The 12,504-nt window shown below is 41.2% G+C and carries 12 protein-coding genes; 9 read left to right on the forward strand and 3 right to left on the reverse strand.

The features are described from left to right. Positions 1-106: 106 nt before the first annotated feature. Positions 107-1,489, forward strand: coding sequence for an alanine/glycine:cation symporter family protein (locus AC623_RS02910; RefSeq protein WP_049660401.1), 1,383 nt, complete (start codon positions 107-109; stop codon positions 1,487-1,489). A gap of 100 nt (positions 1,490-1,589) precedes the next feature. Further along, positions 1,590-2,108, forward strand: a complete 519-nt coding sequence (locus AC623_RS02915) for a type 1 glutamine amidotransferase domain-containing protein (RefSeq protein ID WP_049660403.1) — start codon at positions 1,590-1,592, stop codon at positions 2,106-2,108. A gap of 32 nt (positions 2,109-2,140) precedes the next feature. Here the strand turns inward: AC623_RS02915 and AC623_RS02920 are convergent, their stop codons facing one another. Both AC623_RS02920 and AC623_RS02925 read right to left on the reverse strand, forming a co-directional pair. Next, positions 2,141-2,362, reverse strand: coding sequence for a DUF1128 domain-containing protein (locus AC623_RS02920; RefSeq protein WP_049660405.1), 222 nt, complete (start codon positions 2,360-2,362; stop codon positions 2,141-2,143). 121 nt (positions 2,363-2,483) lie between these two features. Further along, positions 2,484-3,842, reverse strand: coding sequence for an alanine/glycine:cation symporter family protein (locus tag AC623_RS02925; protein ID WP_049660408.1), 1,359 nt, complete (start codon positions 3,840-3,842; stop codon positions 2,484-2,486). Positions 3,843-4,331: 489 nt separating this feature from the next. Between AC623_RS02925 and AC623_RS02930 the strand changes: the two genes are divergently transcribed. Continuing rightward, on the forward strand, positions 4,332-4,673 hold the full coding sequence (locus AC623_RS02930; RefSeq protein ID WP_049660412.1) for a hypothetical protein: 342 nt from the start codon (positions 4,332-4,334) through the stop codon (positions 4,671-4,673). A gap of 11 nt (positions 4,674-4,684) precedes the next feature. Continuing rightward, positions 4,685-5,518: a YihY/virulence factor BrkB family protein gene (locus AC623_RS02935; RefSeq protein ID WP_231603346.1), complete on the forward strand. Its 834-nt coding sequence runs from the start codon at positions 4,685-4,687 to the stop codon at positions 5,516-5,518. Positions 5,519-5,763: 245 nt separating this feature from the next. Here AC623_RS02935 and AC623_RS02940 read toward each other — a convergent pair whose 3' ends face one another. Next, entirely contained in the window at positions 5,764-7,677 is a 1,914-nt protein-coding gene (locus tag AC623_RS02940; protein WP_049660414.1) for a heavy metal translocating P-type ATPase, read from the reverse strand. A 296-nt stretch (positions 7,678-7,973) separates the two neighbouring features. On the opposite strand from AC623_RS02940, the gene AC623_RS02945 reads away from it, so the two are divergent. From AC623_RS02945 to AC623_RS02960, 5 genes are all read left to right on the forward strand, one after another. Next, positions 7,974-8,360 carry an OsmC family protein gene (locus AC623_RS02945; RefSeq protein ID WP_049660415.1) on the forward strand — a complete coding sequence of 129 codons (387 nt, stop codon included), beginning with the start codon at positions 7,974-7,976 and terminating at the stop codon, positions 8,358-8,360. Positions 8,361-8,450: 90 nt separating this feature from the next. Next, on the forward strand, positions 8,451-9,503 hold the full coding sequence (cax, locus tag AC623_RS02950) for a calcium/proton exchanger (protein WP_049660416.1): 1,053 nt from the start codon (positions 8,451-8,453) through the stop codon (positions 9,501-9,503). 109 nt (positions 9,504-9,612) lie between these two features. Then, a complete protein-coding gene (locus AC623_RS02955; protein WP_049660418.1) occupies positions 9,613-10,416 on the forward strand; it encodes a YfkD family protein in 804 nt (267 codons plus the stop codon). A gap of 123 nt (positions 10,417-10,539) precedes the next feature. After that, positions 10,540-10,716 (forward strand): SE1561 family protein, encoded by a 177-nt coding sequence (locus AC623_RS21690; RefSeq protein ID WP_095407486.1) that lies wholly within the window; start codon positions 10,540-10,542, stop codon positions 10,714-10,716. Positions 10,717-10,871: 155 nt separating this feature from the next. Continuing rightward, a complete protein-coding gene (locus AC623_RS02960; protein ID WP_049660421.1) occupies positions 10,872-12,407 on the forward strand; it encodes a fumarate hydratase in 1,536 nt (511 codons plus the stop codon). Positions 12,408-12,504: the final 97 nt, after the last annotated feature.

A 12,504-nucleotide genomic window follows, 5' to 3' on the forward strand; every position in this document is an offset into this window, starting at 1 on the left:
CAGTATGTATTGGTTCAGTTTTTTTATGTTTACAAAAAAAGGAGAAGGGTATAAGGGAATAACTCGCTTTACATACATAATGATAACGAAATGAAGGAGGAGAATGTTGGAGAATTTTATTTCAGGGGTTGAGAGGTTTTCAGGATGGCTATGGGGAGTGCCTTTAATAACATTGCTAGCCGTTTCAGGCGTGTTTATGACGATAAGGTTAGGTTTCTTCCAATTTAGATATCCGCTTTATATTTTCAAGCAAACGCTGGGCAGCATTTTTAAGAAACCAAAGGGAGAAGGAACGGTTACGCCTTTGCAAGCTTTAACTTCTGCTCTATCGTCCACAATTGGAGCGGCAAATATCGTTGGTGTACCTGCAGCAATTATGTTTGGCGGTCCTGGAGCAGTTTTTTGGATGTGGGTAATTGCAGTCATTGGCATGGCGCTTAAATTCTCGGAAAGCGTGCTGGCGGTTCACTATCGTGAGAAAAACGAAAAGGGTGAATTCGTTGGCGGTCCTATGTATTACATGACAAAAGGTCTCAACATGAAATGGTTGGGTGTCTGGTTTTCCTTTGCTCTAATGATTGAATTAATCCCAAGTATTATGGTGCAAGGAAATTCAGTTGCTGCTACGGTTTCGCAAACATTTAAAATAGATGGTCTTTACACAGGTATTGCCATGGCTGTTGTTACGGGTCTCGTAGTATTTGGCGGCATTAAAAGAATTGGGCGCGTAACGGAAATTCTTGTTCCATTTATGGCACTTATTTACGTAGGCGGGGCGCTTACAATCCTTGTGCTGAACCTTAATCAAGTACCGGATGTTATTTCACTCATTTTTTCTTATGCTTTTCAGCCAATGTCAGCTGTCGGTGGCTTTGCAGGAGCGGCAGTGGCAGAGACGATTCGCTGGGGATTTGCTAGAGGATTGTATTCCAATGAAGCAGGCCTCGGGACAGCGCCCATTGCTCATGCAGCTGCACAAACCGATCATCCTGTCCGCCAAGGATTTTGGGCAATTATTGGTATTGTAATTGATACGCTTATTATATGTTCTGCAACAGCATTTGTTGTTCTATCCACAGGAGTATGGAAACAAGAAGGAGCATTTGATGATCCATCTGCTTTGACAACCATTGCTTTTGAAGAAAGCTTTGGTGCTTTTGGTAGTTTTCTAGTAACCATTTCACTAATTTTCTTCGTTTTATCTACTATTATTGTTGTTGTCTTTTATGGGTCCAAGCAAGCCGAGTTTTTGTTTAATTTGAAAGCAGCCCAAGGAATTAAAGTTGTTTATTTAGCGGCTATTATTTTCGGCTCTGTCGGTGCTGCCAAAACGATCTGGTCATTTCTTGACTTGGCGTTAGCTGCCATTTTACTACCAAACATCGTGGCTGTACTGCTCCTTAGTGGGAAGGTAAAGGCATTAAAGGACGAATTCTTTGAATCCGAAAAGTATTATTTAAAAGATATAAAGAATAAGAAGATTAGTTAAGGGAGGCGGTTGTCCTTGAAACAGCCGCTTTTCTGTGTTTAAGCGATTGTGAAAAGGGAAGTATACAAATGGCGCAAAAAGAAGAAAGGAGAATTCTATAATGAGTAAAAAAATTGCTGTACTCGTAACAGATATGGTAGAGGATTCAGAATACACAGAGCCTGTACATGCTTTTAAAGAAGCGGGGCATGAAGTAGTTAATATTGAAAAAGAAGCTGGAAAAACCGTAAAGGGAAAACAAGGAGAAGCTGCCATTACGATTGATAAAGGAATTGATGGAGTAAGTGCAGATGAATTTGACGCACTGTTAATACCAGGCGGATTTTCTCCGGATCAACTTCGGGCAGATGATCGCTTTGTGAATTTTACTAAAGCATTTATGGATGAAAAGAAACCGGTGTTTGCCATTTGTCATGGACCACAGCTGTTAATCACTGCCAAAACATTAGAAGGAAGACATGCAACAGGATATAAATCTATTAAAGTAGATATGGAATATGCAGGGGCTACTTATAAGGATGAAGAAGTAGTCGTTTGCCAAGACCAGCTTGTAACGAGCCGTACACCTGATGATATTCCAGCCTTCAATCGAGAGTCGTTAAAACTGCTTGCTAAATAATAAAGTAACAGAAAGCCGGTGTTTACCGGCTTTTATTTTTTTAAATTACCGATCTCTTCTACAATAGCTTGCATTTCACTAGGGCTAAAATTGTCCTTGCGATTGACTAGTTCATAAATTTCTTTTAAGTCTTCATAAGAAGAGTCATTGAAATGCTCAGGCTTAATAGCGCCGACATTCACCATGCGTAGTTTTGTGGTGATTTTTTCTAACATATACTCAATATTTTCAGGGGACTTTACAGACAGATCCACACTTTCCACCCTCTCCAGCGATTTTATAACATCATTTCACTTTTTAATATGTTTGTCAATCAGCCTTTTCAATCAAAACAGGCCTTTGAAAAAGGGCCTGTTTTGATACGTATATAAAATGTTAGGCAGCAGTTTTCTTTGCTTTTTCTTCTTTGATTGCTTTCATTACATGTTTCGTTTCATGAATGACAACGCCTGACAATCCGACAATACCAATTAAGTTCGGGAAGGCCATAAGTCCATTCATAATATCGGCAAATGTCCAAACTAACTCTAGGCTTGTTACCGCTCCAATAAAGACAGCAGCTACAAAGACGAGACGATAGTATTTGACAACTTTCTTGCTGAATAAGTAAGAGAAACACTTTTCTCCATAGTAAGACCAGCCGATAATAGTAGAAGAAGCGAAGAATAAGAGGCCAAGAGCTACAATGTAAGAGCCAGCAGGTCCGAGGAACGCTTCAAACGATGCGGTCGTCAATGCACTGCCTTCTAAGCCTTTGTCATATTGGCCAGCCATAACAATTGTTAATCCAGTAATCGAACAAATCATAATAGTATCAATAAATACTTGAGTCATAGATACGAGGGCTTGGCGAGCTGGCATATCTGTTTTTGCTGCCGCTGCCGCAATTGGAGCGGAACCAAGACCTGCTTCGTTAGAGAACACTCCACGGGCTACCCCATAACGGATCACAGCGCCGATTGCTCCGCCTGCTACAGCGTTGCCAGTAAAGGCGTCTGAGAAAATTAAACCGAAAGCAGCAGGAATTCCGCTTAAGTTTGTTAGTAAAATAACAAGGCCGGCAATGAGATAGAATGCAGCCATAATTGGTACGAAAAATGCTGTTACTTTACCAATACTTTTAATACCGCCTAGTAGAACAAGAGCCGTAAAGATTAATAATACGATGCCTGTAACAAATGGTGGAACATTAAAAGTACTTTTCACTACACCGGCTACAGCATTTGCTTGTACTAAGTTTCCAATTCCAAAAGCAGCGATGGCTCCGAATAATGCAAACAGAATACCGAGCCATTTTTGTTTTAACCCTCGCTCAAGATAATACATGGGACCGCCAGACATTTCTCCATCTGGATCCTGTACGCGGTATTTTACAGCAAGTACGGCTTCAGCATATTTTGTCGCCATGCCGAAGAAGGCGCTCATCCACATCCAGAAAATCGCTCCAGGTCCTCCGATTAAAACAGCGGTTGCTACGCCGACAATATTACCGGTTCCTACTGTAGCAGCAAGTGCTGTCATTAACGCCTGAAAGTGAGAAATATCACCCTCGGATTGCTTATCTTGATTTTTACTAAAGGCAAGCTTAAGAGAATAAGGCAATAATCTTAATTGTAAAAACCCGATGCGTATGGTCAAGTAAATTCCTGTTCCTACTAAAAGAATTAGCAAGGGCGGCCCCCAAATAAAACCGCTAATCTGGTTTAGCACGTCGAGTAACTTTTCCTGAGTCATATTATCTCCCTCCTTTCCCACCATTATAAGAGAATATTCAGAAAAGACTAGGCGATATTTGATTAAATTGTCGAAAATAGAGAGTTTTGTGAAAATTAACAAATGCCAATGGTCTAATAGACAGGATATTATCAGTTGATTCTATCTAATGCATGGCTATATATTAAAAAAGAAGGAAAAGATTAATCTATTAAAGAATAAGGTTCATGGTACTTCTTAAGGAGACGAACAATTATTCATCTTGCTTTCAGGTACAGAAGAGGTTCTGCCGCTTTTATTAAACAATGTTTTGTTATTTTACAAAAGGGGAATTGATAAGGCATAAGAATATTGAGGGTTCTACAGCTGAGGATAGAACGGAAAGGACGATTCTTTATTCTTAAAGTGAGCCAGCAAAAATGTACGTTGAATAAGCAGATGACTAGTTCGGAGGATCCATCGGCAGAATTCTGCGGATACAATTAGTCAGAAAAGAAAGGATGATAGAAAATGGGAAAAGGTAAATTTTTCACAAAGGTTGCAATCGGTGCCGCTATTGGAGGAGCGATTGCTTTATTGGATCGACAAACAAGAGCAGAAATGAAGGAATGGGCTGTTTACTTATTTGAAATGGCAAAAGACCCTGAAAACTTATCTGCTTCATCCAGAGAGATCATGAACCGTGCAAAAGAAACCGCTCAACAAATTAGTGAAGATGTAAGCTATATTCGTGGAAAAGTGGATAGTCTAAGAGATTTGACACCTGAGGTAAAAGACCTTGTTGATGAAACAAAGAGTACGTTTCTTCCTGAGGGAGAAAGCACAGCAGGGGGAGCTTCAGTGACGCACTAGGAGGAGATTATTTGTCCGATAACAAGATAGGGATAAAAGTTTTTTCAAAACATCTGTTGAGAAGAATACAAAAATCCGATGTTCCGGACACTTCTGCTCAAATGGCGTATTACTTTTTGCTGTCTCTCTTTCCGTTATTAATTTTTGCTGTAACCCTGCTGGCTTACTTGCCGATCAGCCAGCAGGATATGTTTTCTTTGATCCGTGACTATGCTCCCGGTGATACAGTAGAAACAATTCAAAATACATTAAATGAAGTACTAGAAAACCGCAATGGAGGCTTACTCTCTTTCGGGGTTATCGCCACAATTTGGTCAGCTTCTAACGGCATGAATGCCATCGTTAAAGGATTAAACCATGCCTATAATGTCGATGAAACAAGGCCTTTTTATAAGGCAAGAGGGATGTCTGTGCTATTAACATTCGGTTTAATCTTTATAATGGCAGCTGCTCTTATCCTACAAGTGTTCGGTAAACAAATTGGCTTGTTTGCCTTTAACTATTTAGGGCTGTCTGATCAGTTTTTAACGCTTTGGAATTGGCTGCGCTGGCTTGTTTCCCCTTTGTTAATCTTTGGGGTGTTTGTGGGATTATATTACTTGGCTCCTAATCTTAGCGTAAAATGCGTAACTGTTCTGCCAGGCGCCATCTTTGCTGCGATTGGCTGGATTATTGTTTCTCTAGGTTTTTCTTTTTATGTTAACAATTTTGGGAATTATTCAGCCACATACGGCAGCATCGGAGGAATTATTGTGATGATGGTTTGGTTTTATCTGTCGGCTATGATTATTCTTGTCGGCGGAGAAATCAATGCTTTGAAAAATGACTTAAAAGGCAGCTGCTAAAGAAACCCGCCTGTTTGACAGGCGGGTTTCAGGCTGTTGACAAACGTTCGCTTTCTTCGTTGCTCGCCTGTCTGTGGTGCTCATAACCTTAATGGTCACTCCGCTCCTCACCAGGTTTCGCGCCTCGAAAGGCAAACGCTTGCAATCAGCCTGATCGTATATAAAGTAGAGGTTGTCTCAAAGTTCACACTCGACACACTCTCTCGCATAAACAGAAAAAAGCTATTCAGCAAGGCTGAATAGCTTTACAATCTTAACAGACGCAGTCCGTTCAGGATAACAAGAATCGTACTGCCTTCATGCCCGATTACGCCAAACGGCAGGTCGAGCACTTGGAAGAAGTTAGAGATGATTAATAGCGTAATGACGGCTATGGAAAAGACGACATTTTGCTTAATGATCCGCTTCATCTTCTTTGATAAACGAATCGCTTCTGCAATCTTTGGCAAGTCGTTTTTCATTAAAACGATGTCGGCTGTTTCGAGGGCGACATCTGAGCCTTCTCCCATAGCAATGCCGATATTGGCTGTCGCTAAGGCAGGCGCATCATTAATACCGTCTCCTACCATAGCGACGGTTTGATAGTCATCAATCAGCTTTTTCAGGTGGTCCACTTTATGCTCGGGAAGGCATTCTGCGATAAAAGTGTCTAAATGAGCTTCTTTAGCGATCGCTTGTGCTGTGATAGCATTGTCGCCGGTTAACATAATGGTATGAATCCCTTCTTGGTGAAGCAGTTCTAATGCATGCTTTGTCTCTTCGCGGATTAGATCCTTTAATGCGATAACGGCTGCAATCCCTTGATCATCTGCTGCAAAAACAGTTGTTTTTCCGGAAGCAGCGAGCTCATTAGCGATGCCTTCAGAGAAAGCGAGCGCTGCTTCTTTGCCAACAAAATCAGCTTTGCCCACTTTCCACTGTTTTCCATTCACGATTCCTTTTACTCCCCAACCCGCTGCATCTTCCAATTGGTCAGGTGCGGAATAAGCGATATTTTTCTCCTGAGAAAAACGAACAATGGACTGAGCAAGCGGATGGTTGGATTGACTTTCAATGGATGCAACGACACTTAGTAATTCAGTTTCTGACAATCCTTCGCGAACAATGACATCTGTTACTTCGGGCTTTCCTTTCGTGAGCGTACCCGTTTTATCAAAGGCAATCGCTTTTATGTTACTTAAGTTCTCTAGATGAACGCCGCCTTTAAATAAAATGCCATGACGGGCTCCGTTAGAAATAGCTGAAAGCGTCGCTGGCATGATGGAGGCAACGAGTGCACAAGGAGACGCGACAACGAGCAGCACCATAGCGCGGTAAAAAGTTTCTGTCCAACTCCAGCCAAGGGCGAAGTGAGGGAGGAACATCATGACGGCTACGGCCGCTAATACAACTTTTACATAACGGCCTTCAAACTTTTCAATGAATAATTGAGAAGGAGACTTTTCGCTCTGGGCAGACTGAACGAGCTGAATAATCTTTTGGAAAAGCGTCTCACTCGCTGGTTTCGTCACTTCAACATAAACAGATCCGGTAATGTTCACCGTACCTGCGAACACTTCTCCGTTTTTTTGCTTAGACACAGGGATGGATTCACCTGTTATGGCAGCTTCATCAATCGTTGTCTGTCCTCTTGAGATAACCCCATCAGCCGGGATGCGCTCGCCTGGTTTCACAAGAATTAAATCTCCGACTGCAAGGGAAGAAACGTGAACTTTTTCTTCCTCGCCATTTCGAATCAGCCAAGCTTCTTCAGGCTGAATGTCCATTAATGAAGAAATTTCTTTTTGGCTTTTATTCATCGTATAGGTTTCTAGGGCGCCACTGAGAGCGAAAATGAAAATTAAGATCGCTCCCTCGGTCCAATAACCTATTAAAGCTGATCCAATAGCAGCAAAGATCATCAGCATTTCTACATTTAGTTCCTTATCGGCAATCGTTTCTTCGATTCCTTCTTTCGCTTTGGCAAAGCCGCCGATCATAAAGGCCAACACATAACCTGTAACTGCCGCTGAATGAAGGCCGTTTTTATCTAAAAGCCATCCCGTCAAAATCAATACACCGCTTAAAAGAGCTGCTATGAGCTCTGCATGGGGTTTCAGGGAAGCGATCCAATGAGCTTCTTCTTGTCTAGCCTGTAAAACCTTTGCTTGTGCATTCATTTATCGTTCCTCCTTAAATGATAATTAGTGAAACTTAATTGAGAATGGTAATCATATTCTTTTTCCTTTTGATGAATGAAAACAATTATCATTTGGCTTTAAATCAGCTTTTTGTTGAGAGTGAAGTTCAATTATCAATTTAAAATTATTATAATTAAGGATATATTAACATAGATAGGGAGAAAAATAAAGGATAATCTAGCGGTATGTGCTAAATCAAACATTTGCCTAGATATAGATGTTTCACCCTAAATAATCTAAAATAAAATAGATCATATAGAAGAGGTGAAAGTGCTATGAAATTTAGTATGAAAGAGGGCGGATTTACAGCGCAGCTTCCTTATGGACAGCTTGATGTCTCTGGTGATGAACAGTATGGTTTTCGTCCGTATCAACTTTTAACCGCATCGATCGCTGTGTGCAGCGGCGGGGTGCTTCGGAAGATTCTTGAGAAGAAACGCATGAATGTAGAAGATATCGAAATTAACACAAACGTTTATCGTAACGCGCAAGAGGCTGACCGCATCGAAAAAGTGGAAGTCCACTTTATTATCAAAGGGAAAGAGTTATCTGAAGTACAAATAAAGAAAGCGATGGAATTGACGAGAAAAAACTGTTCAATGGTACAGTCTGTTATTCCTGTGATTGAAGTAGTCGAAACTTTTGAAATTGTCCCAGTTTAATAAGCGCCTCCATCACCGTTAAGAAATAAGAAAAAGGGGTATGTTGATAAAAACACTTATTTATTTCTTAACGGGAAAAGAGGTCAGTTTATGGACAAGATATTTGGGGTTATGGTGCTGATCGGTGTTCCGCTGTCTGTAGCTGGATCACTTATGCACTGGCCGACATTGATGATGTTTGGCATTTATTGCTTAACGATTATTGCCTTATCAAGCTATATGGGCAGAGCCACTGAAAGTCTTGCGGTTATAGCTGGGCCGAGAATTGGCGGTTTGTTAAATGCTACATTTGGAAATGCCGTAGAATTAATCATTTCCATATTTGCTTTGCAGGCGGGCCTCATTGGCGTTGTTCTTGCTTCTCTAACTGGTTCTGTACTAGGAAACTTATTGCTTGTCTCGGGGATTTCGTTCTTTTTAGGCGGTTTGAAGTACAAGCGGCAAAAATTTAATGAGTATGATGCTCGCCATAACTCAGGTCTTTTAATGTTTGCGGTCATTGTGGCTTTCGTTATTCCTGAGATTTTTTCGTGGGGAATGAACAAGTCCGAAACCTTATCTTTAAGCGTTGGGATTTCCATTATTATGATCATTCTTTATTTAGCGGCTCTGTTTTTTAAACTAGTTACGCATCGTGGGGTGTACGCTAACAAGCCTGTAGAAGAAGAACAGCACGAGGAGCCGGAATGGTCAAAGGGAAAAGCTGTTATTGTCTTGCTTTTAGCGACACTCGCTGTTGCATACGTATCGGAAAATTTGGTCCATACGTTTGAAGCAGTAGGAAAAAGCTTTGGCTGGACAGAATTGTTTATCGGGATCATAATCGTGGCGATTGTCGGAAATGCGGCAGAGCATGCTTCTGCTGTATTAATGGCGATGAAAAATAAAATGGATGTAGCGGTAGAAATTGCTGTCGGTTCAACGCTTCAAATTGCTATGTTTGTTGCTCCGGTACTCGTTCTGCTTTCATTAGCGTTTGATCAATCCATGCCGCTCGTTTTTACGATACCAGAGCTTGTAGCTATGGTGACGGCCGTCTTTTTGGCTGTTATTATCTCAAACGATGGTGAAACAAACTGGTTTGAAGGCTTAACGCTTATGGCTGCTTATTTTATTATGGGAATTGGCTTTTATCTATTATAGTTAAAAAAGCTGTGCAAGTGATTCGCTTGCACAGCTTTTTTGCTGTCATGCGGATAAGTTGAAAAGGGGGGAGCAAACTAAGCAAAAGAGATAGGGAGGATAGAACCGAATGAACTGGATCCGTTTATTGTTGTGCATATTTATCGCCTTTATATATACAGGAAGCCCACAGTCTGTTTTTGCTGAAAAGAAAGGAAAAGCGACAGAGGAAAAAATGCCTGCTTCCGTTAAAAATATTGCACGGGAAAACACTTATCTTAATGAAGAAGATGAGCTATCTGAATTGCAGCCGAGTGAGTTAACGAAAGAGCTGTTAAGCACTTCCCAAACGAAAATTACGAACCCTTCATTAGTCCGTATGCTTAATGAATCGGCTATTAAAAAATCGCCATTTGCTTTCGGAACAAGAATGTCCGTGTTTCTTGGTGACTGGCCGCTTGCTTACCACTCCAAAGAAACGAACGCCAACTGGGAATATCAAAAAATCAATACAAATTTTTACGATAATAGAGCAGGAAAGATTAATTACCAAATCCACTATGTTCAAGAAACTCATAAAGTAATAAAGGGCGGTTTATCCGCCAAACTGCCGAAAACTGAAGAAGTCCAGCAAATGATTTTAAAAGAAGCCATCGCCAAGACTGGCTGGCCATTAGCTTATACAACGGCTGTTGGGGCTGGAACAAAGCAGAATGAAGTATACAATGTACCGCCCAAAACAGCTGGTTATTTATATGGCTTTGCGCCGGCAGTACATGAAAGAGGGGTTATTACGTACGGAGAAGTCTACCTCGTCGTGTCCGGATGGAAACGGGCTATTGTTGTTAAAAATGTAAGCTCCAAACCGATCAGCGCTTGGATTCCTGTTAAAAACCATGTTTCATTCAGTTATAAATCCGTTCGGCAGCCGTAAATAAGCCAATTCGTCTTTCGGAGTACACTATCTTTTTTAGCAGAAATCATTGAATTAAGCTGCTAAATCCTTTACGATGAAAGGCAGATGAAAAAGTAAATCATACAGGAGTGCTAAACGGATATGAAGCCCATTACCGATAAAGAATCACAAATTAATTATTTAAAGCAGCGTTTAAATATGTTTATGGAAGTGTTGGATGCCATTGAGCCGGCAGAAACAGAAATTGAGGACATTGACCGCCTTCTGGAAATGATTGATGATATTGAAGAAAAATGCGAACAGTTTAAAGGTCGATAAGGACAAGAGGGAATAGACATTAAGAACCAGCTATGCAGCTGGTTCTTTTTATTGTCATGAAGTTCTCCTTTAAAACAGTAAAGTTCAGCAGTATAATAAGAAGCGTATTGTCATGCCAAGAGATACATAAAGAGTGAGTGGAGAGGGGAAAGATCATGAATTTGGAAAAGTTCCAACAAAGTATGTATGAGTTGATTGTCGAAACATCAACTAATTTACCGAAGGATGTCCGCCGGGCAGTCAAAGCAGCTGCTGTTCGTGAAAATGCAGGAACAAGTGCAGCGATGAGCCTTGCTACTATTACAAATAATATCCAAATGGCGGATGAAAATATTTCTCCTATTTGTCAAGATACAGGAATGCCGACGTTTAAGGTAAAGACACCCGTTGGCGTTAATCAATTGCAGATTAAAGAAGCAATTTATGAAGCAATGATAGAAGCAACCAAAAATGGGAAGCTGCGCCCTAACTCTGTTGATTCATTAACAGGTGAAAATAGCGGCAATAACTTGGGAGCTGGCACACCAGTCATCAAATTTGAGCAATGGGAAAAAGATTATATTGACGCTCGTCTCATTTTAAAAGGCGGCGGCTGTGAGAACAAAAATATCCAATACAGTCTTCCTTGCGAGCTTGAAGGCCTTGGAAAAGCTGGACGTGACCTTGATGGTATCCGTAAATGTATTATGCATTCTGTTTATCAGGCTCAAGGACAAGGATGCAGTGCCGGATTTATCGGCGTCGGCATCGGCGGTGACCGCACAACAGGCTATGAGCTAGCAAAAGAACAGCTTTTCCGCCGCGTTGACGATGTGAATCCTAATGAAAGTCTTCGCCAATTGGAAGAGTATGTAATGAAGCATGCGAATGAGCTTGGAATCGGAACAATGGGATTCGGCGGCGAAACAACTTTGCTAGGCTGTAAAATTGGGGTCATCAATCGTTTGCCAGCAAGCTTTTTCGTATCTGTTGCCTACAACTGTTGGGCTTTCCGCCGCTTAGGTGTCCAAATTGATCCGACCACAGGAGAAATCCAAGAGTGGTTCTATCAAGACGGTGAGGAAATTGTATTTGATGCTCCTCAACAAGAAGAAACAAAATCAGAAAGCCCTACATTTACATTAACAGCGCCAATTACAGAAGAACAAATCCGTGAGCTTAAAGTAGGGGACGTTGTCAAAATCAGCGGCAGAATGTACACAGGCCGTGATGCCATTCATAAATATTTAATGGATCATGACGCACCAGTGGACTTAAATGGCCAAGTTATTTACCACTGTGGACCTGTCATGCTTAAAGATGAGCAGGGTGAATGGCATGTGAAAGCAGCAGGACCAACAACTTCTATCCGTGAGGAGCCTTATCAAGGAGATATCATGAAGAAGTTTGGCATCCGCGCGGTTATCGGAAAGGGCGGCATGGGACCGAAAACTCTTGCTGCATTGAAAGAACACGGCGGCGTTTACTTAAATGCCATCGGTGGAGCCGCTCAATATTATGCAGATTGCATTAAGTCTGTTGATGGTGTGGATTTAATGAATTTTGGTATTCCAGAAGCAATGTGGCACCTGCAAGTAGAAGATTTTACAGCTGTTGTAACAATGGATTCACATGGCAACAGCCTGCATGAGCATGTCGATAAGTCTTCTCTAGAAAAGCTTTCTCAATTTAAGGAACCAGTATTTAGCTAATCATTTAATTAATCAAGCCTCCTTGTTTCTAATAAACAGGGAGGCTTTTTATGCCGGCTCCCTGATTTTGGTCTTAGCAGGATAACTTTCCGGCTGA

Source organism: Bacillus sp. FJAT-27231 (assembly GCF_001183975.1).
GTDB lineage: Bacteria > Bacillota > Bacilli > Bacillales > Domibacillaceae > Pseudobacillus > Pseudobacillus wudalianchiensis.